Origin of the sequence: Xylanimonas allomyrinae, from assembly GCF_004135345.1 — a bacterium.
Classification (GTDB): Bacteria; Actinomycetota; Actinomycetes; order Actinomycetales; family Cellulomonadaceae; genus Xylanimonas; species Xylanimonas allomyrinae.
Genome location: NZ_CP035495.1, coordinates 2,596,749 through 2,619,180 on the forward strand (window position 1 = coordinate 2,596,749; position 22,432 = coordinate 2,619,180).

At 74.3% G+C, this 22,432-nt stretch carries 17 protein-coding genes and 3 pseudogenes; 8 read left to right on the forward strand and 12 right to left on the reverse strand.

The window, feature by feature from the left end; translation table 11 throughout:
• Nucleotides 1-40: 40 nt before the first annotated feature.
• The 3 genes from ET495_RS11865 to ET495_RS11875 all read right to left on the reverse strand — a co-directional run bounded on the left by ET495_RS11865 (nucleotide 41) and on the right by ET495_RS11875 (nucleotide 3,189).
• Entirely contained in the window at nucleotides 41-1,609 is a 1,569-nt protein-coding gene (locus ET495_RS11865; protein ID WP_129204981.1) for a tripartite tricarboxylate transporter permease, read from the reverse strand.
• Complete coding sequence (locus ET495_RS11870) at nucleotides 1,602-2,105, reverse strand: tripartite tricarboxylate transporter TctB family protein (RefSeq protein ID WP_129204982.1); 504 nt, start codon at nucleotides 2,103-2,105, stop codon at nucleotides 1,602-1,604. Before ET495_RS11870 ends, ET495_RS11865 begins: the two co-directional genes overlap by 8 nt.
• A gap of 76 nt (nucleotides 2,106-2,181) precedes the next feature.
• Nucleotides 2,182-3,189, reverse strand: coding sequence for a Bug family tripartite tricarboxylate transporter substrate binding protein (locus ET495_RS11875; RefSeq protein WP_129204983.1), 1,008 nt, complete (start codon nucleotides 3,187-3,189; stop codon nucleotides 2,182-2,184).
• Nucleotides 3,190-3,481: 292 nt separating this feature from the next.
• On the opposite strand from ET495_RS11875, the pseudogene ET495_RS11880 reads away from it, so the two are divergent.
• Nucleotides 3,482-4,516 (forward strand): annotated as a pseudogene (locus ET495_RS11880) (sensor histidine kinase); the annotation flags it as partial.
• A gap of 187 nt (nucleotides 4,517-4,703) precedes the next feature.
• Nucleotides 4,704-5,405 carry a response regulator gene (locus tag ET495_RS11885; RefSeq protein ID WP_245993046.1) on the forward strand — a complete coding sequence of 234 codons (702 nt, stop codon included), beginning with the start codon at nucleotides 4,704-4,706 and terminating at the stop codon, nucleotides 5,403-5,405.
• Between the two features lie 36 nt (nucleotides 5,406-5,441).
• Here ET495_RS11885 and ET495_RS19425 read toward each other — a convergent pair whose 3' ends face one another.
• The 5 genes and pseudogenes from ET495_RS19425 to ET495_RS11905 form a co-directional block, all read right to left on the reverse strand.
• Nucleotides 5,442-6,455 (reverse strand): ABC transporter ATP-binding protein, encoded by a 1,014-nt coding sequence (locus tag ET495_RS19425; RefSeq protein WP_342770165.1) that lies wholly within the window; start codon nucleotides 6,453-6,455, stop codon nucleotides 5,442-5,444.
• A 173-nt stretch (nucleotides 6,456-6,628) separates the two neighbouring features.
• Nucleotides 6,629-7,114, reverse strand: a pseudogene (locus tag ET495_RS19430) (ATP-binding cassette domain-containing protein); the annotation flags it as partial.
• Entirely contained in the window at nucleotides 7,111-7,887 is a 777-nt protein-coding gene (locus tag ET495_RS11895; RefSeq protein ID WP_425471133.1) for an ABC transporter permease, read from the reverse strand. The gene ET495_RS11895 and the pseudogene ET495_RS19430, both read right to left, overlap by 4 nt.
• 97 nt (nucleotides 7,888-7,984) lie before the next feature.
• Nucleotides 7,985-8,932 (reverse strand): ABC transporter permease, encoded by a 948-nt coding sequence (locus tag ET495_RS11900; protein WP_245993047.1) that lies wholly within the window; start codon nucleotides 8,930-8,932, stop codon nucleotides 7,985-7,987.
• Nucleotides 8,933-9,005: 73 nt separating this feature from the next.
• Nucleotides 9,006-10,634 carry an ABC transporter substrate-binding protein gene (locus tag ET495_RS11905; RefSeq protein ID WP_245993048.1) on the reverse strand — a complete coding sequence of 543 codons (1,629 nt, stop codon included), beginning with the start codon at nucleotides 10,632-10,634 and terminating at the stop codon, nucleotides 9,006-9,008.
• Nucleotides 10,635-10,979: 345 nt separating this feature from the next.
• On the opposite strand from ET495_RS11905, the gene ET495_RS11910 reads away from it, so the two are divergent.
• Nucleotides 10,980-11,846 (forward strand): exodeoxyribonuclease III, encoded by an 867-nt coding sequence (locus ET495_RS11910; protein ID WP_129204986.1) that lies wholly within the window; start codon nucleotides 10,980-10,982, stop codon nucleotides 11,844-11,846.
• 21 nt (nucleotides 11,847-11,867) lie between these two features.
• Here ET495_RS11910 and ET495_RS11915 read toward each other — a convergent pair whose 3' ends face one another.
• From ET495_RS11915 to ET495_RS11925, 3 genes are all read right to left on the reverse strand, one after another.
• Nucleotides 11,868-12,974, reverse strand: a complete 1,107-nt coding sequence (locus ET495_RS11915; protein ID WP_211340838.1) for an NAD(P)-dependent alcohol dehydrogenase — start codon at nucleotides 12,972-12,974, stop codon at nucleotides 11,868-11,870.
• A 212-nt stretch (nucleotides 12,975-13,186) separates the two neighbouring features.
• Nucleotides 13,187-14,065, reverse strand: a complete 879-nt coding sequence (locus ET495_RS11920; protein ID WP_129204988.1) for an NAD(+)/NADH kinase — start codon at nucleotides 14,063-14,065, stop codon at nucleotides 13,187-13,189.
• On the reverse strand, nucleotides 14,062-15,066 hold the full coding sequence (locus ET495_RS11925) for an SPFH domain-containing protein (protein ID WP_129204989.1): 1,005 nt from the start codon (nucleotides 15,064-15,066) through the stop codon (nucleotides 14,062-14,064). Before ET495_RS11925 ends, ET495_RS11920 begins: the two co-directional genes overlap by 4 nt.
• A 149-nt stretch (nucleotides 15,067-15,215) precedes the next feature.
• Between ET495_RS11925 and ET495_RS19435 the strand changes: the two are divergent.
• The 4 genes and pseudogenes from ET495_RS19435 to ET495_RS11940 form a co-directional block, all read left to right on the forward strand.
• Nucleotides 15,216-15,491 (forward strand): annotated as a pseudogene (locus ET495_RS19435) (NUDIX domain-containing protein); the annotation flags it as partial.
• A 179-nt stretch (nucleotides 15,492-15,670) separates the two neighbouring features.
• Complete coding sequence (locus ET495_RS19440; protein ID WP_342770099.1) at nucleotides 15,671-15,847, forward strand: NrtR DNA-binding winged helix domain-containing protein; 177 nt, start codon at nucleotides 15,671-15,673, stop codon at nucleotides 15,845-15,847.
• A 144-nt stretch (nucleotides 15,848-15,991) separates the two neighbouring features.
• Nucleotides 15,992-16,993: a zinc-binding dehydrogenase gene (locus ET495_RS11935; protein WP_129204990.1), complete on the forward strand. Its 1,002-nt coding sequence runs from the start codon at nucleotides 15,992-15,994 to the stop codon at nucleotides 16,991-16,993.
• Nucleotides 16,990-18,612 carry a xylulokinase gene (locus ET495_RS11940; RefSeq protein ID WP_129204991.1) on the forward strand — a complete coding sequence of 541 codons (1,623 nt, stop codon included), beginning with the start codon at nucleotides 16,990-16,992 and terminating at the stop codon, nucleotides 18,610-18,612. Before ET495_RS11935 ends, ET495_RS11940 begins: the two co-directional genes overlap by 4 nt.
• Nucleotides 18,613-18,618: 6 nt before the next feature.
• On the opposite strand, the gene clpB is transcribed toward ET495_RS11940, so the two are convergent.
• On the reverse strand, nucleotides 18,619-21,282 hold the full coding sequence (gene clpB / locus ET495_RS11945) for an ATP-dependent chaperone ClpB (RefSeq protein ID WP_129204992.1): 2,664 nt from the start codon (nucleotides 21,280-21,282) through the stop codon (nucleotides 18,619-18,621).
• A gap of 238 nt (nucleotides 21,283-21,520) precedes the next feature.
• Between clpB and ET495_RS11950 the strand changes: the two genes are divergently transcribed.
• On the forward strand, nucleotides 21,521-22,384 hold the full coding sequence (locus ET495_RS11950; protein WP_245993049.1) for an alpha/beta hydrolase: 864 nt from the start codon (nucleotides 21,521-21,523) through the stop codon (nucleotides 22,382-22,384).
• Nucleotides 22,385-22,432: the final 48 nt, after the last annotated feature.

Here is a 22,432-nt window from a genome sequence, read left to right on the forward strand (position 1 = left end):
GCGTCGCACGGCACCGCCCGGCGTCCACCCGGCGTCGTGCTCAGTCGGCCGGTTGCGGCTGCGGCGCCGGCTCCGCGGCCTCGGCGTCGGCGGCCAGGCGCGCCACCTCGGCCTCGAAGCGGCGCTCGCGGCGCCGCAGCCACAGTCCCGCGATCACGACGACGATGATCGCCCCGTAGGCGGCGGCGGCGAACGGGCGCGTCACCAGGTACGTCAGGTCGCCCTGGCTGATGGCGAGCGAACGGCGCAGCCGGTCCTCGGCCATCGGGCCGAGGATCATGCCGACGACCATGGGCGCCACGGGGTAGCCGAACCGCCGCATGGCGAACCCGACGATGCCGATGACCAGCAGCACCAGCACATCGACGGGCGCGAAGTTCAGCGCGTACGACCCGAGCGCACCGAACAGCAGGATGCCCGCGTACAGGTAGTGGCGCGGGATCTGCAGGATGCGTACCCACATGCCCACGAGCGGCAGGTTCAGCACCACGAGCATGACGTTGCCGATGTACAGGCTCGCGATGAGCGCCCACACCAGCGCCGACTGGTTCGTCAGCAGCAGCGGGCCCGGCTGGATCCCGTAGGACTGGAACGCCGCGATGATGATGGCGGCCGTCGCCGTCGTCGGCAGGCCGAGCGTCAGCAACGGGACGAGCACACCCGCCGCGGCCGCGTTGTTGGCGGCCTCGGGCCCGGCCACGCCCTCGATCGCGCCACGGCCGAACTGCGCCTTGCGCCGGCCGGCGAGCTTGCGCTCCGCGGCGTAGGACAGGAACGTCGCGACGTCGGCGCCGCCCGCGGGGATGGTGCCCACCGGGAAGCCGATGGCGGTACCGCGCAGCCACGGCTTCCACGACCGCCGCCAGTCCTCCCGGTTCATCCACGTGCGCCACCCCTTCGCGACCGGGATGACGCGCACCGGGCCGTGCCGCAGCCGCGAGGCGACGTAGAGCGCCTCCCCCACCGCGAACAGGCCCACGGCGATCACGACGACGTCGATGCCGTCGGCGAACTGCGGCACGCCGGCCGTGAACCGCTGCTGGCCGGTCAGCGTGTCGGTGCCGACCAGGCCGAGCAGCAGGCCGAGCCCGAGCGCGGCGATGCCACGTGCCGCGGACGAACCGAGCAGGGCGCCCACGGTGACGAACGCGACGACCATGAGGGCCAGGTAGTCGGGCTCGCCGAGCTGTACCGCCCACCGTGCCACGACGGGAGCGACGAACGTCAGCGCGGCCGTGGCGAGCGACCCGGCGAGGAACGAACCGATCGCGGCGGTCGCCAGCGCCGCGGCCCCGCGCCCGGCGAGGGCCATCTTGTGCCCCTCGAGCGCGGTGACGATCGAGGCGGACTCGCCGGGGGTGTTGAGCAGGATCGACGTCGTCGACCCCCCGTACATGCCGCCGTAGTAGATGCCGGCGAACACGATGATCGCCGCCGACGGTTCGAGCGAGTAGGTCAGCGGCAGCAGCAACGCGATCGTCATGGCCGGCCCGATGCCGGGCAGCACGCCGACCGCGGTGCCGACGAACACGCCGAACAGCGCGTACAGCAGGAACACCGGGTGCAGGACGGTCGAGAACCCGTCGAGCAGGGCCGAGATGTCACCCATGAAGGAAAGGCACCCCCCTCAGCAGCGGACCTGGCGGCAGGCTCAGCCCGAGCATCCCGCCGAACACGATCTGGATCACGAGGGCGAGCACGACGCCGCCCAGCACGGCCTTCCACCACGGCCGCGCCCCGAGAGCGACGGCAGACCCGGCGAACAGCAGCGCCGCGGACACCGGCCACCCGGCCGCGTTGATGGTGAGCACGTGCAGCACGAACACCCCGGCGAGGATCGCGACCGTGCGCCAGTCGGTCCGCACCGCGAGGTCGACGTCCTCGCCGCCCTCCTCCCGGCCCAGGTGCCCGCGCAGCACCTGCGCGAGCACGGCCACGCCCGAGACGAGCAGCACGCCGCCCACGATCGCGGGAAAGGCGCGCGGGCCGAGCGTGTTGACCGACCCCGGGACGGCGATCCTCCGCGACTCGAAGAGCACCAGCGCCCCGATGCCCACGACGACCACGGCGAACACGAGCTCGCCGAGCCGGCGCCCCCGCGGCACGCGCTGGGGCCCGGCCGACGTGGAGCCCCCGGAGGCGGGCGCAGCGCGGCCCGCCCCGAGGGTGCGTGAGGGCCGCTCATCCGACCAGCCCGATGTCGTGCAGCACGCCCTTGATCTCGGCGATGTTGCCCTGCAGGTAGGTGTCGAACGCGTCGCCCGCGAGGAACGCGTCGGACCAGCCCCGCTCCTCGAGCGTCTGCACCCAGGCGTCCGACTTCGTCAGGTCGGTGACCAGCGCGACCAGCCGCTCGCGCTGCGCGTCGTCGATCGAGCCGGGGGCCACGACGCCCCGCCAGTTGGTCAGCTCGACGTCGTACCCCGACTCGCTGAGGGTCGGCACGTCGGGCAGCAGCGCCTCCCGCTCGGCACCCGAGACGGCCAGCGCACGCAACGTGCCCGCCTTGACCTGCTCCGCGTACTCGCTGACGCCCGAGACGCCCGCGTCGACGTTGTGTCCCAGCAGCGCGGCGAGCGACTCGCCGCCGCCCGAGTAGGCGACGTAGTTGAGCGTGTCCCCGATGGCGTCGGGCGCCACCCCGGCCGCCTTGAGCAGCAGCGCGGCCAGGATGTGGTCGGTGCCGCCGGCGGAACCGCCCGTGATCGTGACCTCCTTGCCGTGGGTCCGCACGGCCTCGACCAGGTCGCCGATCGTCTCGTACGGCGAGTCGATCGGCACCGCGATGACCTCCTGCTCCTCGGTGAGGCGGGCGATCGGCGTGGTGTCCTCGATGCGCGCCTGCGACTGGTTGGTCTCGACGGCCCCGACCATGACCAGGCCCATGACCAGCAGCAGGTTCGGGTCGCTCGACGTCGCGATGTTCGCCAGGCCGACGGTGCCGCCCGCACCACCGACGTTCGTGACGGTCGCGCCGGGCACGAGCTTCTCGCCTTCCAGCACGGCCTGGATGGCACGACCCGTCTGGTCCCAGCCGCCGCCCGGGTCTGCGGGTACGACGATGCTGAGCCTCGAGGCCCCGCCGTCGCTCGACCCCCCCGACCTGCTCTGGTCGCCCGACGACAACGCCGAGCATCCGGCGAGCGTGGCTGCGGCGACGAACGCCGCGACGGTCCTTGCGTGGCGCATGGCTCCTCCGAAGGTCCCCGGCCGGGCACCGTTGCCTCGGCCGTACCGCGCACGCTAGGGACGGCCGCGCGACGTGCCACGCTTTCGTCCATAAGGGACGTTGCGGTCGTTTCGGTCCTGTTTCCCTCGCGGTGTGCCGTACGCCACACTGAGGACCATGGGCCGGGCAGTGTCGCTCCGTGTGCAGCTCCTCGTGCTGCAGGTGACGATCGTGCTCACCCTCGTCTGCACGACCGGCGTCGTCGCCTCCTGGGTCCAGGAACGCCAGCTCCGCGGCGCCTACCTCGACCGCATGACAGGGGTCGCGCAGTCCGTCGCCCGCCTGCCCGCCGTCGTCGAAGCGTTCGACGACGCCGACCCCGCCGCGACCATCCAGCCGATCGCCGAGCTCATCCGGCACGCCTCCGACGTCACCTACGTCGTCGTCGCCGACACCCACGGGACCCGCTACTCGCACCCCGACCCCCGGCGCATCGGCGAGACCGTCTCGACCGACCCCTCCCCCGCGCTCGCCGGGCAGGTGTGGACCGGGACGCAGACGGGCACGCTCGGCACGTCGTGGCGCGTCAAGGTCCCGATCTTCGGCGAGGCCGCCGACGACGCCACCCCCGCCCCCGTCATCGGCGTCGCCAGCGTCGGCATCCTCGAGTCCCAGCTTCACCACGACTGGCTCGCCGGCCTCGGGCACCTCTTCCTGGCGCTCGCAGCGGCCGCCGTCGTGGGCGTGCTCGCCGCGGTGTGGGTGACCCAGCTCGTGCGACGGCGGTTCCTGCGCCTCGAACCCGCCCAGGTGCAGGCGCTGGTGCGCGACCTGGACGGCGCACGCGACCTCACCGCGGCGCTGCGCGCGCAGTCGCACGAGTTCAGCAACACGCTGCACGTCATCTCGGGCCTGCTCGAGCTCGGCCGCGTCGACGACGCGGTGCGCTTCATCGCACGCGACGCGCACGACCAGGCCGAGCCCGCGCCGCCCGTGCCGCCCGGGGTGCGGGCGCCCGAGGTGGCCGCGCTGCTGCACGCCAAGGCCCGGGTCGCGGCCGCCCACGACATCCGGCTCGAGATCGACGACCGCTCGGCGCTGCCCGCACCCACGGGCGACGACGCGGACCGGCATGCCGACCTGCTGACGGTGCTCGGCAACCTCGTGGACAACGCCGCCGAGGCCGTCGGCCCCGGCGGGCACGTCCACGTCCACGTCGCCGAGGACGGCGTCACCGTCGACGACGACGGGCCGGGCATCCCGCGCGGCGCCCGCGCGGCGGTGCTCGAGGACGGCGTGAGCACCCGGCCGCCAGCACCCGGGCGGGCGCCCGGCGGCGTCGGGCTCGGGCTGGTACGCCGGGCCGCCGAACGCTGGGCCGGACGCGTACGGATCTCGACGTCCCCCTGGGCGGCGCACGCGTGCGCGTCACCCTGCCGCGCCCGGCCGCCGACGCGGCGCCCCCGGCAGGGACGAGAGGCCGTCCGTGACCGCCGGGCAGCCCCGGCCCGGCCCGCCACCGCTGCGCGTGCTGGTGGTCGAGGACGACCCCGCCGTCGCGGACCTGCACCGCGGGTACGTCGAGAGCCACCCGCGCTTCGTGGCCATCGCGACCGCGACCACGGGCGCCGAGGCGTTGCGGCTCGCGGCGGCCCTGCACCCCGACGTCGTGCTGCTCGACCTCCACCTGCCCGACGCCGACGGGCTTGACGTGCTGGCCCGGCTGCGGACCCTGCCCGGCCCGCCCGCCGACGTCGTCGCCGCGACCGCGGCACGCGAGGTCGAGGCGGTGCGCCGGGCGCGCGCCGGCGGCGTCGTGCACTACCTTGTCAAGCCCTTCACCGCGGCCGCGCTGCGCGAACGGCTCGACGCCACATGGGCCGCGCGCGAGACGTTGCGGCGCGCAGCACCCGAGCTCGGGCAGGACGACGTCGACCGGCTGCTCGCCGCTGCGAGCCGGCCCACCGCCCCGCCCAAAGGACTGTCGGCGCGGTCGCTGCGCAGCGTCGACGAGGTGCTGTGCGAGGCAGCGGACGACGGCCACCCGGGGCTGACGGCCTCACAGGTGGGCGCGGCCGTCGGCATGTCCCGCGTGAGCGCGCGGCGCTACCTGGAGCACCTGGTCGCCACGGGGCGGGCCGACGTGACGCCACGGTACGGGGGCAGGGGCGGCCCGAGAACGTGTACCGGGCGCGGTGAGGCGGCGGGGGCAGACGCGGCCAGGCGGGCAGCGTGAGGCGGGTCGAGGGACGAGCGCCCGACGCGCGGGACGCTACCCGCGCGCGAGCGTCGGGGTCGCCGCCTGGAGGCGGCGCGTGTACTCGTGCCGCGGGGCGTCCCACACCTGCGCGGTGGTGCCCTGCTCGACGATCTCGCCCGCGCGCATGACGGCGACGCGGTCGCACAGGTGGCGCACCACGGCCAGGTCGTGCGAGACCAGGACCAGCGTCAGCCCGCGCTCGTCCGCGAGCCGGGCGAGCAGGTCGAGCACCTGCGCCCGCACCGACACGTCGAGGGCGCTGACGGGCTCGTCGGCCACCAGCACCCGCGGACGGCACACGAGCGCCCGCGCGATCGAGATGCGCTGGCGCTGACCGCCGCTGAACTGGTGCGGGTAGCGATCGGCGGCGTCGGCGGGCAGGCCGACGGCGTCGAGCAGCTCACGCACCAGCGACCGGCGCCCCGCCCGCGTGGCCGCCTGCGGCAGCGAGCGCCGGTTGGCGGGGTTGAGGAGCGGCTCGGCCACGATGTCGGCGACCGTCATGCGCGGGTCGAGCGATCCCTGCGGGTCCTGGAACACGAGCTGCAGCTCGCTGCGTACGCGCGCGACGGCGCGCGACCCGGCGACGCCCCGGCGGCCGGCACCGGGCCCGGCGAGGGTGACGCCGGCGACCTCGACGGTGCCCGACGTCGGCGCGTCGAGCCCGGCGAGCAGCCGCAGGAGCGTCGTCTTGCCGGCGCCCGACTCGCCGACGATGCCGAAGCGCTCGCCGTCGGCGACCTCCAGGGACACGTCGCGCAGGGCGTCGACGGCGCCGCGCCGGCCGCGGCGGTAGCGCCGTGAGACGGCCTCGAGGCGGATGGCGGGGGCGGGCCGGGCGCGGGCGCGGGCGCGGCCTCGGGCTCGGGCTCGGCATTGGTCGCGTGCGCTGCGCGGCGGCGGGGCGTGAGGTCGGAGGCGTCGAGCAGGCGGCGCGTGTACTCGTGGCGCGGGCTGCGGAAGACGTCCTCGACCGTGCCCTGCTCGACGATCGTGCCGTCCTTCATGACGAGCACGCGCTCGCACACGCGCGAGACCACCGCCAGGTCGTGCGTGATGAACAGCAGCCCGGTGCCCCGCCGGGCCACGAGCTCGCCCATGAGGTCGAGAACCTGCGCCTGCACGGTGACGTCGAGCGCCGTCGTCGGCTCGTCGGCCACCAGCAGCGCGGGGTCGTTGGCGAGGGCCATCGCGATCATCACGCGCTGGCGCTGCCCGCCCGAGAGCTGGTGGGGGTAGGCGCGCGCAGCGGCCGCGGGGTCGGGCAGGCCGACCTCGGTGAGCAGCGCGACGGCACGGCGCCGGGCGGCGGCAGACCGCGCGCGGCCCACGCCGTCGTCGTGCAGCGTCACGACCTCCGCCACCTGGGCGCCGACGCGCACGAGCGGGTCGAGGGCCGTCATGGGCTCCTGGAAGATCATCGACACGAGCGAGCCGCGCAGCCGCGCGAGGCGCCGCTCGGGGCGGGCGAGCAGGTCGCGCTCGCCCGCGACGTCGACGGTGCCCGTCGCGGTGAGGTTGTCGGGCAGCAGGCCCAGCACCGAGAGCGCGGTCAAGGACTTGCCGCTGCCGGACTCGCCGATGAGGCCGACGCGCTCGCCCACGCCGACCGTCAGGCTCACGCCCTCGACCAGGGTCTGGTGGCGGGTGCGGACCGCGAGGTCCGCGACCCGCAGCGCGGTCATCGCAGCCCCTTGAGGCGCGGGTCGAGCACGTCGCGCAGGCCGTCGCCCAGCAGGTTGAAGCCCAGCACCGCGACGGCGATGGCGACGCCCGGCGCGATCGCCAGGTTGTCGTGCACCCCCAGGAACTGCTGCGACTCCTGGAGCATGCGCCCCCACGACGGCGTCGGGGGCGCGGTGCCGAGCCCGAGGAACGACAGCGCGGCCTCGGCGAGCACCGCGAGGCCGAAGTTGACCGAGCACTGCACCACGACGATCCCGGCGATGTTGGGCAGCACGTGCCGCCACGCGATCGCCCACGCCGGCCGGTTCGCGGCACGCGCCGCGAGCACGTAGTCGGTGCGCATGACCTGGAGGGTGCCCGATCGTGCGACGCGCGCGAACGCGGGGATCGCGCCGATGCCGAGGGCGACCATCGCCGTCGTCGTCCCGGACCCGAACGCGGCGCCCAGGACGATCGCGAGCAGCAGGCCGGGGAAGGCGAGCAGCACGTCCGAGGCACGCATGAGCAGCAGTCCGGGCACCCCCCGGCGCATGCCGGCCACGATGCCCACCGGCACGCCGACGACGGCCGCGATCCCGACGGCGACCACGCCGACGTACAGCGTGATGCGGGCGCCGGCCATGATCTGCGACAGCACGTCGCGGCCGAACCGGTCGGTGCCGAGCCAGTGCGCGGCGCTCGGGCCCTGGAGGCGGACGGCGGGCACGGCCCGCACCGGGTCGTACGGCGTCCACACGAGCGAGACGAGAGCGGTCACGACGACGACGGCCACCAGCGCGGCGCCGATGACGAGCTGCGGGTGGACGCCGGGACGGCGCGGCGGTCCGACGGCGGCGGTGTCGACGAGAGGGGTGCCGGGGGCAGGACGCTCATCGCGCCACCCGCAGCCGGGGGTCGAGCACCGTGTACAGCAGGTCGACGACGAAGTTGACCACCACGACGAGCGCCACGAGCACCACCACGATCGACTGGACGGCCTGCAGGTCCCGCTGCTGCACCGAGTCGACCAGCAGCGACCCGAGCCCCGGCACCACGAACACGCGCTCGACGACGACGGCACCCACGAGCATCGCCGCGAGCTGCACGCCCACGACCGTCACGACGGGCACGCCCGCGTTGCGCAGCCCGTGCCGCACGAGCGCCGACGTGCGCGTGTGGCCGGCGGCTCGCGCGGTGCGCAGGAAGTCCTCGCGCATGACCTCCAGCACGGCCGAGCGCACGTAGCGCGTCATGACGGCTGCCTGCACGGTGCCGAGCGACACCGCGGGGAGGATCGCGTGCCGCCAGAACCCGGCCGGATCGACCGCGGGCGGGGTCCATCCGCCGGCGGGCAGCCAGCCGACGTGCACCGCGACGAACGAGACGAGCAGCACGCCCACCAGGAAGTTCGGCACCGCCACACCCACCTGCGAGGCGCCCGCGATGACGGTGCCCCACGCCGAGCGGTGCGTCACGGCCGCGATCGTGCCGAGCGGGACCGCCACGAGCACCGCGAGCAGCATGCCCAGCCCCACGAGAATGAGGGTCACCTGGACGCGGTCGGCGATCAGCGTCGTCAGGTCGTGGCCCGTGACGAAGGACGTGCCGAAGTCCCCGCGCAGCAGGCCACCCATCCAGTCGCCGTACTGGGCCAGCAGCGGCCTGTCGGTGCCGTGCTCGGCACGCCACCGCGCGAGGGCCTCGGGGGTCGCGTTGACGCCGAGCGCGACGACGGCGGCGTCGCCGGGCAGCACGCGCAGCACGAGGAACACGAGGGCGCTGGCCAGCGCGAGCGTCGCGACGAACTGCCCCGCGAGCCAGCCGACCTGTCGCCTCACAGGGACCATCCTGCAACCGGGGCGGCGGTTCGCGCCCGCTTGGCGTGGGGAGCACCCGCGCGGCCCGGCGGGGTCAGGAGGTCCACGCCAGGGTGGTCAGGTCCATGGACTCCGTGACGGCGTTCGCCGCGATGCCCGTCAGCCCCTTGTCGGCGACGATGAGCGTCGGGGCCAGGTACAGCACGACGCCGCCCGCGTCGTCGACGATCTGGCGCGCCACCTGCTTCATGCCGGTGACGAACTCCTCGGGGGTGCCCGCGTCGGCTCGCGCGGCGATCGGGGCGATGACGGAGTCGTCGTAGCCGAGGTAGTAGTCGCGGTGGAAGACCGTCAGCATGTCGTTCGCCTCGGAGTGCTGGATGACCGACATCTGGAAGTCGTGGCGGGTGAACACCTTGTCGAGCCAGACGGCCGGGAACTCGAGCGTCGAGATGGTCGCGGTGACGCCCACCTCGGCGAGCTGGGACACGATGAGCTCGGCCGCCGTCGTCGCGTAGGCGAGGTTGGGCACGTCGAACGTGACGCGCAGGTTCTGCTGGCCCGCCTCGGCGAGCAGCGCGCGCGCCTTGTCCGGGTCGTAGGGGTGGACACCCGTGAGGTCCTCGTAGAACGGGTCCTGCGGTGTGACCATCGCGCCGACGAGCGTGCCGTACCCGGCCGAGGCGGTGTCCATGACGGCCTGGCGGTCGATGGCGTAGGCGAACGCCTGCCGCACGCGCACGTCGTCGAACGGGGCGGTGCGGTTGTTGAACGACAGCAGCACGTCACCCGTCGAGGTGCCCTCGACGACCTGGAAGGCGGCGTTGCCCGCGAGCTGGCGCACCTGGTCGCCCGTGGCCGAGTTGAACAGCATGTCGACGTCGCCCGCGCGCAGCGCGTTGACCGCGGCCGTCGTGTCGGTCAGGTAGCGGACCGTGACCGTCGTGAGGCGGGCCGGGCCGCCCCAGTAGTCGTCGCGGCCCGCCAGGACGATGCGGTCGCCCTGGCGCACCTGCGTGACCTCGTAGGGCCCCGTGCCGACCGCGGCCGTCTTGAGGTCGAAGTCGAGCGTCGCGGGGAAGATCGCGCCCACCGACGTGCCGAGGTTGAACAGCCACGCGTTCGACGGCTGCGACAGCGTCACGCGCACGGTCGCGTCGTCGACCTTCTCGGTGCTCGCGACGACGTCCATCTTGCCCTTGATCGCGTTGAGCCAGTCGGTGCGGACGCGGTCGAAGCTCGCCACGACGTCGTCGGCCGTGAACGGGCGGCCGTCGGAGAACGTCACGCCCTGGCGCAGGTGGAACGTGTACTGCGTGCGGTCGTCGGAGACGTCCCAGCTCGTCGCGAGCAGCGGCACGAGGCTGCCGTCCTGGTCGATCTTGACGAGCGTCTCGTAGACGTTGTTCATGAGGAGCTGCGGGATCGCGGCACCCGACGTCGTCGTGAAGTCGAGGTTGACCGGCTCCGCGCCGACGGCGATCGTGACGTCGGTGCGCGCCGCGCCCGGGCTCGCGCTCGGGTCCTGCGCGGTGCTGCCGGCCGTGCAGGCGGCGAGCGCGGCGACCATGAGAGCGGCGAGCGCGGCCCCGAAGGCATGGGGGCGGAGCCGGGCGCTGCGGCTGATGCTGCGCCGGGTTCCGCGCCGGGTTCCGTGCTGGGTTCCGTGCTGGACACGGTCAGGGGCGCTGGGGCTGGTGAGGCGCGAGGCGGGGCGTGCCATGGGGCTCCTTCGAGTGCGAGCGCTGGAACCGAGTATCACGCGCCCAGGTCAACGGCTGACGCTAGAGCGCCAGGAGCGGTGAGCGCAAGCGCCTGTCGCTGACCTGGGGAAACACCGCACCCATGACGCCCCCCGCTGCACCACCAGTCTGGGCCCGCGTCTCACAGCAGACGCGACTGCGTCTCACGCGCGGGGTGGCGCACCCGGTTGTCAGGTCGGCACTTAGTCGTCAGCTCGTGCGCCCGGGGCACGAGCTGACGACTAAGTGCCGACTCGGCAACCGGTCGCGGCGCCCGTGGCGGCCGCTCGGGCAGGTGTGTTGGCGGCGGCCTCTAGGGTGGCCGCGTGCGACTTGCCACCTGGAACGTGAACTCCGTCCGCGCCCGCGCCGACCGCGTCGTGGCCTTCCTCGAACGTTCGGGCACCGACGTGCTCGCGATCCAGGAGACCAAGTGCCGCGACGACCAGTTCCCCTACCTCGCGTTCGAGGCCGCCGGGTACGAGGTCGCGCACGTCGGGTTCTCGCAGTGGAACGGCGTCGCCGTGATCTCGCGCGTCGGGATCGACGACGTCGAGCTCGCCTTCGCGGGGCAGCCCGGGTTCGCCAAGGCCCCCGCGGTCGCCAGCGGCCCCGGCGTCGACGGCGGCGCGGGGCAGGCCCCCGCGGCCGAGGACGCCCCCGACCCGGTGCACGAGGCGCGCGCGCTCGGCGCGACGTGTGGCGGGGTGCGCGTGTGGTCGCTCTACGTGCCCAACGGGCGCGCGCTCGACGACCCGCACTACACGTACAAGCTGGCGTGGCTCGACGCGCTGCGCGCGCAGGCGACGCGCTGGCTCGGCGAGGACCCGGCCGCGCAGGTCGCGCTCGTCGGCGACTGGAACGTCGCCCCGCTCGACACCGACGTGTGGGACATGGCGCCGTTCGACGGCGCGACGCACGTCTCGGCGCCCGAGCGGGCCGCGTTCGCGGCGTTCGCGGACGCCGGCTACCGCGAGGTCTCGCGCGAGCACCTGCCGGCCGAGCACACCTACACGTTCTGGGACTACAAGCAGCTCGCGTTCCCGAAGAACAAGGGCATGCGGATCGACTTCGCGTGGGCGTCGCCCGCGCTCGCGGAGCGCGTGACGGGCGTGACGATCGACCGCGAGGAACGCAAGGGCAAGGGCGCCAGCGACCACGTCCCGGTCATCCTCGACCTCGACGGGGACTGACGCCCCTGCCCTGCGTCGCCGCTATGCCCGCGGGAAGAGCAGCACGGGCTTGATGGTCGCGCCCGACTCGGAGTCGGCGAAGGCACGGTTGATGTCGGCGAACTCGTACGTCGTGACGAGCTTGTCGAACGGGAACTTGCCGGCCTCGTACAGGCTGATCAGCCGGGGGATGAACTCGCGGGGGATCGAGTCTCCCTCCACGATCATCTTGATGGTGATGCCGCTGGTCAGCAGCGTGCCGATGTCGAAGGGCGCGTCCGTGCCGAGCGGCGCGGCCCCGACCAGCCCCCCGACACCCAGGAGGGCCAGCGATCTGGTCATCTGCGCGAACACCGCGGGGACGCCGGTCGTGTCGAGCGCGTAGCGCGCGCCGCCTCCGGTGATCTCCTTGATGCGCTCGACCGGGTCGGCCTCGGTGGAGTTGACGACGTGGGTGGCGCCGAGCTGGAGCGCGAGGTCCAGCCGGGACTGCACGATGTCCACCATGACGACGGTCGTCGCGCCGGCGGCGACCGCGGCGAGCATCGCCGCCATGCCGACGGCGCCGGTGCCGAAGATCGCGATCGAGTCGCCCGCGCCGGGGCGCAGCACGTTCAGGACGGATCCGGCGCCGGTCATGATCCCGCAGCCGAGCGGGCCGAGCAGTTCCAGCGGGACCGTGTCGCTCACGGTGACGGCGTTGCGGGCCTTGACGTTGACGTACTGCGAGAACGAGGACTGCCCGAAGAAGTTCGACGACACGGCCACGCCGTCGTCGGTGAACTGCGTCGAGCCGTCGGGCCGGGAGCCGCCGAAGTTGTAGGCGTAGAACTGCTCGCAGTACTGCGGGTGCCCGGCGATGCACTGCGTGCAGGCTCCGCACGACGCGGGAGCGAGCACCACCCTGTCCCCCGGCGAGAAGCCGGTCACGTCGGCGCCGACGGCCTCCACGACCCCCGACCCTTCGTGCCCCAGCACGGCGGGCAGCGGCGTCGGGTACCACTGGTCGCGGACGATCGCGTCGGTGTGGCACACACCGGAGGCGACCATCCGCACCCGCAGCTCGTCCGGGCGGCACTCGTCGAGCTCGAGCTCCGTGACGCTCAGGTCGGTCTTCGGAGCCGTCGCAACGGCAGCAAGAGTTCTCACAGCAGTCTCACCTTCCACCACGTCGGGGTGACCCATTCACGGCCGAGGGCGCGTCGTCGCCGACCGCAAGTCGTAGCCCGAAGCAACCCTCATCTCGCAGTGTGAGCGCCCTGCGGGCCGCGACCCGTCGCGCTGGCACGGGATGCGCGGCAGCGGCCGACGGCGTCGCGACCGCGCTGGTCCGTGCCCGGGCGCAGCCCGCGCGGGCCGGGTCAGACGACGAGCCGCAGCGCCGTCGGCGCGCGACCGACGCGGACCGTCTGGCCCCAGGTCAGGGTGAGCGCGTCGCTCTCGATGCCGTCGCCGAACGCGACCAGCCGGTCGGAGGCGACCGTCAGCGCGAGGTCGCTCCCGTCGAGCTCGCCCTCGGTCAGGCTGGCCCCCGTAGCGGGCGAGGGCCACGCCTCGCGCACGTACCAGACCAGCCGGCGCTCCGTCGGCGCGGGCAGTGCGAGCGGGCTGTGGCGTTCGCGGGCGACCGACCGGCACCAGCCCGTCGCGCCCGTCCCGGTCGCCACGAGCACGCCCGAGGACGCCTGCGCCTCGACCTGGTCGTGCGGCGTGCGCAGCTCGTACCGTGCGGTCTGGTGGCTCGGGTGCCCGACGAAGACCTCGTTGAGGGCGAGCAGCACCTGCCCGTCGTCGGCCGTCGCACGCACCATGGTGCGCTCGGTCACCTGGCCGACGGCGTGCAGCAGGTCGCCGAGGTCGCGCGGAGCGTGCGTGACGAGCACGCCGGCGTTGCGACCGGGCTCGGGGTCGATGCCGATCACCGGCTGCCCGTCGAGGTACTTGGCCACGTTGGCGACGAGGCCGTCCTGCCCGACCACGACGACGACGTCGTCGGGGGCGAACAGGAAGCGGGCGACGTCACTCCGCTCGACGCTCCCGCGGCGCCAGTCGACGGGGACGGCCGCGGCCGCTGCCGCGACCGCCTGCCGGGTGCGCTGGTCACGCTCTTCGAGCTCGGCGATGTCGCGCCCGCGGCCACGCAGGAAGAACGCGGCCTGGCCGCGGGTGCCGTGCGTCGCGATCAGCTCGTCGTACTCGGTGCGGCGGTGGACGACGACGACGCGAGGCGTCTGGCTCATGCCGCCGCCCCCGTTCCGAACCGGGCCAGCGCCTGGGTGACCAGGTCGGGGCTGAGCACCAGCGTGTCGATCTTCGGCAGGTTCGCGGCGAGCTCCCGGACGGCGAGCGCGAGCAGCACCGCCTCGGGCACGTCGCGGTAGGCGGCGACCCGTGCGGCCTCGGCCTCGCCCTGGGCCGCCCCGGCGAGGCGGGTTTCCTCGGCCCGCGCCTGGGCGGTCGTGACGGTCCGGTCGGCCGAGGCCTGCGCGACGATGGCGTCGGCGGCCGCGCTCTCCTCGGCCTCGCGGCGGGCGTTGGCGCCGCGCTGGCGCACGAGCTGTTCCTCGCGGCGTGCGAGCTCGATCTTCGTCTGCAGCTCGTTCTCGCCGATCGCCCGCTCGCGTTCGACGGCGACGGCGCGCCGTTCGAAGGTCGCCCGGTCGGCCTCCTGCTGGACGAGCTCGCGGGTCGGGGTCCGCAGCGCCTTCTCGACCTCGGGCTCGGGCCGCAGCGCGACCACGCGCACGCCGACGACGGTGAGGCCCGTCGCGGCCAGCCGTTCGTCGGAGCGCAGCCCTTCGGCGATGACGGCCCGGACGGGGCCGACGCCACCCGCGGTGGCTCCGGCGAGGTCGACGGCGGCCAGCAGGTCGATGGCGTACTGCTGGGCCGACTCGGTGAGCATGCCCGCCACCTGATCGAGCGGGGTGCTGCGCCACCTGCCCGACGTCGGGTCGATCGAGAAGTCGATGCGGCCGGCGGCGGTCGCGGGGTCGGTCACGCGGTAGGTCACGGTGGCCTGCACGGTGACGTCCTGGAAGTCGCTGGTGCGGGCGTGGAACAGCAGGGGCAGCTCGCGGTCGTCGACGGGCACCTCGTTCAGGACGGCGCTCAGCGGCCGGAACCAGAACGACGCCCCGACGCCGGAGCGGACCGTGCGGCCCTTGCTGATCAGCTCGACGTGCGTGGTGCTCGACCCGCGCAGGTGGCGGCGGATGGGGTAGCGCGTGATGTCGGCCATGGCCGGCTCCTCTCGTTGTTATCGTCAAACCGACAATAAGCCAGAACGGTCAATACCGTCAACCTGACGTTAAGCGGGTAGGCTCGCCCCATGCGGCGCGACAACCCCTACCCCCCGTCGCGGTCACGGTCGACCTCGTCGTCGTCACCGTGCGCGACGACCGGCTGCAAGCACTCACCATCCGGCGCGGCGAACCGCCCTTCGCGGGCCGGTGGGCGCTGCCCGGCGGGTTCCTGCGCCCCGACGAGGACCTGCCTGCGGCGGCGGCGCGCGAGCTGCTCGAGGAGACCGGGCTGCCCAGCGACCGGTTCCACCTCGAGCAGCTCGCCACCTACGGCGCCCCCGGCCGCGACCCCCGCATGCGAACCGTGACGGTCGCCTACATCGTGCTCGCAGCCGACCTGCCGTCCCCCACGGCCGGCACCGACGCCGCCGACGCACGCTGGCAGCCCGTCGACACGCTGCTCGCACGCGACGACACGCTCGCCTTCGACCACACGACCATCCTGCGCGACGGCGTCGAACGCGCCCGCGCCAAGCTCGAGTACACGCCCCTGGCCGCCGCGTTCTGCCCGAGCGGTTCACGATCAGCGAGCTGCGGCACGTGTACGAGGTGGTCTGGGGCACCACGCTCGACCCGCGCAACTTCCACCGCAAGGTCACCGGCACCGCGGGGTTCCTGCGCCCGACCGACCAGACCACCACCCGCGACGGCGGGCGCCCCGCCCGCCTCTACGAGGTCGGGACGGTGGCACACCTGCACCCGCCCCTGCTGCGGTGACCCGCGACGGCACCCCGCGCACGACCCTCGGCGGGCGGCCCGCGGCCTCGCAATCCCACCGTGCCCACAGCGCCCACAGCGCCCACAGCGCCCACAGCGCTCCGCGCCGGGTGCGTGCGGCGAGACGACCCTAGGGTGGCCGCCATGAGAGCAGCCCGCCTGCACGGCATCGGTGACCTGCGCGTCGGGCACGAGCCGCCGCCCTCCCCCGGCCCCGGAGAGGTGCTGGTGCGCGTCACCGCCGTCGGGCTGTGCGGCTCCGACCTGCACTGGTTCGCCGACGGCGGCATCGGCGACGCGACCCTCACCCGCCCCCTGGTGCTGGGGCACGAGCTCGGCGGCGTCATCGCCTCCGGGCCGCGCGCGGGCGAGCGCGTCGCCGTCGACCCAGCCGTGCCGTGCGGTCGCTGCGACCTGTGCGTCGAGGGCCACGGCAACCTGTGCCCGCAGGTGCGGTTCGCCGGCCACGGCGAGACCGACGGCGCGCTGCGCGAGCTCGTCGCCTGGCCCGAGGACCGGGTGCACGCCGTCCCGGACACGCTCGACGACGCCGACGTCGCCATGCTCGAACCGCTCGGCGTCGCCATCCACGCCGTCGACCTGTCGCACCCGCGCGTCGGCGGGACGGTCGTCGTCGTCGGCTGCGGGCCCATCGGGCTGTGCGCGCTCCAGGTCGCGCGGGCCGCCGGGGCGACGCGAGCCGTCGCCGTCGAACCGCTCGCGCACCGAAGGGCGGCCGCCGCCCGGTGGGCCGACGTCGTGCTCGACCCCGCCGCGGGCGGGTTCGCCGCCGCGCTGCACGACGCCGTCGGGCCCGGGGCGCACACCGTCATCGAGTGCGCCGGCAACGACGACGCCGTCGCGACCAGCGTCGCCGCCGCCCGGCCGGGTGCAACCGTCGTGCTCGCCGGCATCCCCGACGACGACCACACCGCGTTCCCCGCCGCGCACGCCCGCCGCAAGGGCCTCACGTTCCGCATGGCCCGGCGCATGAAGGAGGTCTACCCGCGCGCGATCGACCTGGTCACCAGCGGGCGGGTCGACGTGCGCTCCCTGGTCTCGCACACGTTCACGCTCGACGACGCCGCCCGCGCCTTCGAGGTCGCGGTGGCGCGCCAAGGGCTCAAGGTCGTGGTGGCGCCGTGAGCGGCGGCCCGCTCGTCGTCGCCGTCGACTGCTCGACGACGGCAGCCAAGGCGGTCGTCGCTGACGCGTCCGGGGCCGTCGTCGCGACGGGCGCCGCACCACTGACGACGGCGACACCCGCGCCCGGGTTCCACGAGCAGGACGCGACGGCATGGTTCGACGCGACGCTCGCCGCGGTCGGCTCCGCCGTCGGCGCCCTGACCGGCGCCGACCGGGCGCGCGTGACGGCGATGGCGATCACCCACCAGCGCGAGTCGTTCGTGCTGCTCGACGCCGACGGCGCACCGCTGCGGCCCGCGATCCTGTGGGTCGACTCACGCGCGTCGAAGCAGATCGCGCGGCTCGGGTCGCAACCCCTGCCCGGCGGTCGGTCGGTGCACGACGTCTCGGGCAAGCCGCCCGACACGACGCCCGCGATCTACAAGCTCGCCTGGCTCGCCGAGCACGAGCCCGGCGTCGTCGCCCGCGCCGCGTACCTCGCGGACGTGCAGGCGTACCTCGCGCTGCGGCTGACGGGCCGGCTGGCGACGAGCCACGCGTCGGCGGACACCCTCGGCCTGTTCGACCTGGAGCACCTGACCTGGTCCCCCGCGCTCCTGACGGCGGCCGGGCTCGATGCTGCCGGGCTCGATGCGGCCGGGCTCGATGCTGCTGCCGGGCGTCCCCGTGTGTCACGACGAGGCGTGTCACGGGGAGAGGCCGCGACCGCCACGTCCCAGGACGCCCGCCCGGGCGGCATCGGGCTGCCCACGCTCGTCGCGGGCGGCGAGGCCATCGGGGGCCTGCTTCCCGACGTCGCCGAGCGGCTCGGGCTCGAGCCGGGCGTGACACTCGTCGCCGGCATCGGCGACGGGCAGTCGGCCGGGATCGCGCTCGGCGTCGAGGAACCGGGCGTGGCCTACCTCAACCTGGGCACGTCCATGGTGTGCGGGGTCGCGGCCGGCACCTACCTGACCAGCCCCGCGTTCCGCACGCTCGCCGGGGTGCGACCCGGCACATACATCCTGGAGACGGTGCTCAACGCGGCCGCGTACGTCGCCGACTGGGCCGCCCGGTTCGCGGGCTCCGACGTGACCACGATGGAGACGGCCGCAGCAGCGGTCCCGCCCGGAGCCGAGGGGCTGCTCGTGCTGCCCTACTGGAACGCCGCGCAGACCCCGCACTGGGACCCGCTCGCGCGCGGCGCCGTCGTCGGGTGGCACGGGCGGCACACCCCGGCACACCTGTACCGGGCCGTGCTGGAGGGCGTCGCGTTCGAGCTGCGGCTCCAGCTCGGCCTGCTGGAGGCCGCCACGGGCACGTCGGCGCGCGAGCTGCGCGCCGTCGGCGGCGGGGCGCGGTCACCGCTGTGGGCACAGGTCGTCGCATCGGTCACCGGGCGTCGCGTCCGGGTGTGCGCGGACGGCGAGGTGAGCGCCGCGGGCGCGGCGATCCAGGCTCACGCCTGGATCGCCGGACCCGCCGACGCGGGGCCGAGCCCCGTGAACCGGTTCGTCGCCGCAGGGCACGACATCGTTCCCGAGCCGGGCGACGTCGCCGTGTACGACGGGCTCTACCCGGCGTACGCGACGCTCTACCCGGCCCTGCGGGAGACGTTCGCGCGACTGTCCGGGGCCTGACGCCGCTCAGCCCTCGCGGGTGCTCAGCGTCAGCCCCTCCACCTCCAGGTCGTCCGGCCGGTCGACCAGCACCGTGGCGCCGTCGTGCACCTCCCCGGCCAGGAGCAGCCGGGCCAGGCGGTCGCCGATCTCGCGCTGCACCAGGCGGCGCAGCGGGCGCGCCCCGTACGCGGGGTCGAACCCTTCGAGGGCCAGCCACTCGCGTGCGGCCGGCGTGACGTCGAGCTGGATGCGCCGGTCGGCGAGGCGGCCGGCGAAGGCGCGCACCTGCAGGTCGACGATCTTGCCCAGCTCGTCGAGCGACAGCGCGTCGAACACCACGACGTCGTCGAGCCGGTTGAGGAACTCGGGCTTGAACGACGCCCGGACGGTCGTCATCACGGCCTCGCGCTTGCCCTCGTCCGACAGCGTCGGGTCCACGAGGAACTGCGAGCCCAGGTTGCTCGTCAGCACGAGGATCACGTTGCGGAAGTCGACGGTGCGGCCCTGGCCGTCGGTCAGGCGGCCGTCGTCGAGCACCTGGAGCAGGATGTCGAAGACCTCGGGGTGGGCCTTCTCGACCTCGTCGAGCAGCACGACCGAGTACGGACGGCGGCGCACCGCCTCGGTGAGCTGACCTCCCTCCTCGTAGCCGACGTACCCGGGGGGCGCCCCGACCAGCCGGGCGACCGAGTGCTTCTCCCCGTACTCGGACATGTCGATGCGGACCATGGCGCGCTCGTCGTCGAACAGGAAGTCCGCGAGCGCCTTGGCCAGCTCGGTCTTGCCGACGCCGGTGGGCCCGAGGAACAGGAAGGACCCGGTGGGCCGGTCGGGGTCGGCGACCCCGGCGCGGGCGCGCCGGACGGCGTCGGACACGGCCTGCACGGCGGCGGCCTGCCCGATGAGCCGGGCCCCGATGACGGACTCCATGGACAGCAGCTTCTCGGTCTCCCCCTGAAGCAGCCGTCCGGCGGGGATCCCGGTCCACGCGGCCACGACCTCGGCCACCTCGTCGGCCCCGACCTTGTCGGCGATCATGGGCGCTTCCCGCTGGGGGTACGGGTTTGCCCCGGATCCGGCGTCGGTGGTGGACGAACCCGTACCGCCGTCGGGGGCGTGGCCGGACTCGGCGGACTCCGCCTCCACCAGCTCCTTCTCGACGGCCGGGATCTCGCCGTACTGGATGCGCGCGGCGCCCTCGAGGTCGCCGTCGCGCAGCTTGCGCTCGGCGTCGACGCGCAGCTCGTCGAGGCGGGCGCGCAGGTCGCCCACCCGGTTGTGGCCGGCCTTCTCGGCCTCCCAGCGGGCGGTGAGCCCGGCGAGGGCCTCGCGCTTGTCGGCGAGCTCGGCGCGCAGGCGGCCGAGACGCTCGACGGAGGCGGCGTCGGTCGACTCGCTCAGCACGACCTCCTCCATCTCCAGGCGCGTGACGGCGCGCTGCAGCTCGTCGATCTCGACGGGCGACGAGTCGAGCTCCATGCGCAGCCGCGAGGCGGCCTCGTCGACCAGGTCGATGGCCTTGTCGGGCAGCTGGCGGCCCGAGATGTAACGGTCGGACAGGGTTGCGGCCGCGACGAGCGCGGAGTCGGCGATGGTCACCTTGTGGTGGGCCTCGTACCGTTCCTTGAGCCCGCGCAGGATCGCGACCGTGTCCTCCACGGACGGCTCGCCCACGAAGACCTGCTGGAAGCGGCGCTCCAGGGCCGGGTCCTTCTCGATGTGCTCGCGGTACTCGTCGAGCGTCGTCGCTCCCACGAGGCGCAGCTCGCCGCGGGCCAGCATGGGCTTGAGCATGTTGCCCGCGTCCATGGCGCCCTCGCCGCCGGCGCCCGCGCCGACGACGGTGTGCAGCTCGTCGATGAACGTGACGACCTCGCCGTCGGAGGACTGGATCTCCTCCAGCACGGCCTTGAGCCGCTCCTCGAACTCGCCGCGGTACTTGGCACCCGCGACCATGCTGGCCAGGTCGAGCGCCACGAGCCGCTTGCCGCGCAGCGAGTCGGGCACGTCGCCCGCGACGATGCGCTGCGCGAGGCCTTCGACGACGGCCGTCTTCCCGACGCCGGGCTCGCCGATGAGCACGGGGTTGTTCTTGGTGCGCCGCGAGAGCACCTGGATGACGCGGCGGATCTCGGAGTCGCGCCCGATGACCGGGTCGAGCTTGCCGTCGCGGGCGCGCTGGGTGAGGTCGGTGCCGTACTGCTCCAGGGCCTTGTAGGTGCCCTCGGGGTTGGCGCTGGTCACGCGGGAAGAGCCGCGCACGGCGGGCAGCGCGGCCCGCAGCGCGTCGGGGGTCGCGCCGGCGGCGGTGAGCGCCTGCGCGGCGGGGCTCTGACCGGCGGCGATGCCGATCAGCAGGTGCTCTGTCGAGACGTACTCGTCGCCGAGCGCCTGCGCCTCCTTCTGGGCGGTCTCCAGCGCGACGGCGGTGGCGCGGCTCGCGCGCGGCTGCGCCGTCGTCGTGCCGCTGGCCTGGGGCAGCGCGACGAGCGCGGCGCGCACCTTGCGGCCGATCTCCTGCGTGTTCGCGCCGACGGCATCGAGCAGCCCGACGGCGACGCCGCCCTGCTGCGCGAGCAGCGACGCGAGCAGGTGAGCGGGTTCGAGCTGAGGGTTGCCGGCCGCGGACGCCGACTGGACGGCGTCGCCGAGGGCCTGCTGCGACATGGTCGTGAACTTGGTGTCCATACGTGCTCCGCGAGTGATCCGGGATGGGTGGCGGTTGCCTGCCGGGGCAACCATCGCAAAGTTGAGTCTATTCCGCTCAACTTTGAATGCCAACCGGGAACCCGCAGGCCAGGCCGACCTGGCAGCATGGACGCATGCACCGAGGCATGAGCGACGCACCCCGCTGGCAGCCCGACGTCCTGGGCGAGGAGTTCGAGCAGCGACCGCTCCCCTGCGCGACGGCGCGCAGGCCACGCTCGTGCGCCACACCCCGTCGGTCGACGGCGACGACGGCCCGCGCCCGGTCGCCGTGCTCTACGTCCACGGGTTCGTCGACTACTTCTTCCACCCGCACGTCGCACGCGCGCTCGCGGCCGCGGGCTACGCCTTCTACGCCGTCGACCTGCGCGGATACGGGCGGTCCCTGGCGGCGCACGCCGCCGCGGGCCACGACCCCAACCTGGTCCCGGACATCGCGCTGCACGCGCGCGACCTGGACGCCGCGGCCGGGGCCGTGCGCGCGGCCGGGCACACGACGCTCGTGGTCCTGGCCCACTCGATGGGCGGCCTGGTGACGTCGCTCTGGGCCGCGAGCCGGCCCGGACGCGTCGATGCCCTCGTGCTCAACAGCCCGTGGTTCGACCTCAACGAGAACTGGCTGCTGCGCGGGCCCGTGACGCGGCTGGTCGACGTCGTCGGACGCGTCGCGCCACGGCTCCCCCTCGGCGGGCTGGGCGAGCACTACGGGCGAGCGCTGCACGAGGCCTGGGGCTACGACCTCGCCTGGAAGCCGGTCGAGGGCTTCCCCGTGCGGGCCGGCTGGTTCCGGTCCGTGCGCGCGGCACAGCGGCGGCTCCGGCACGGACTCGACGTCGCGGTGCCGACGCTCGTGCTCGTCTCGGCACGGTCGGGGCCGCACCGGCACGCCCACGACGCGCTGCTGACCACCGACTCGGTGCTCGACGTCGCACACATCCGGCGCGGCGCACGGCACCTGGGGCGCGACGTGCAGCTCGTGACGGTCGAGGGCGGCGCGCACGACCTCGCACTGTCGCCGCCGCCCGCGCGCGAGGAGTACCTGCGGGCGGTCGTCGACTGGCTGGGAGCGCGCGTGCCCGCGTGAGGCACCGGCTCGCGCGGCGGCGTGGCGCGACACCTCACGCCGTCATGT

Excerpts from the sequence above, each read along its gene's own strand:
- ET495_RS11865 (WP_129204981.1), bottom strand. The coding sequence starts at position 1,609 with ATGGGTGACATCTCGGCCCTGCTCGACGGGTTCTCGACCGTCCTGCAC.
- ET495_RS11875 (WP_129204983.1), bottom strand. The coding sequence starts at position 3,189 with ATGCGCCACGCAAGGACCGTCGCGGCGTTCGTCGCCGCAGCCACGCTC.
- ET495_RS11905 (WP_245993048.1), bottom strand. The coding sequence starts at position 10,634 with ATGGCACGCCCCGCCTCGCGCCTCACCAGCCCCAGCGCCCCTGACCGT.
- ET495_RS11920 (WP_129204988.1), bottom strand. The coding sequence starts at position 14,065 with ATGAGCCAGACGCCTCGCGTCGTCGTCGTCCACCGCCGCACCGAGTAC.
- ET495_RS11925 (WP_129204989.1), bottom strand. The coding sequence starts at position 15,066 with ATGGCCGACATCACGCGCTACCCCATCCGCCGCCACCTGCGCGGGTCG.
- ET495_RS11935 (WP_129204990.1), top strand. The coding sequence starts at position 15,992 with ATGAGAGCAGCCCGCCTGCACGGCATCGGTGACCTGCGCGTCGGGCAC.
- clpB (WP_129204992.1), bottom strand. The coding sequence starts at position 21,282 with ATGGACACCAAGTTCACGACCATGTCGCAGCAGGCCCTCGGCGACGCC.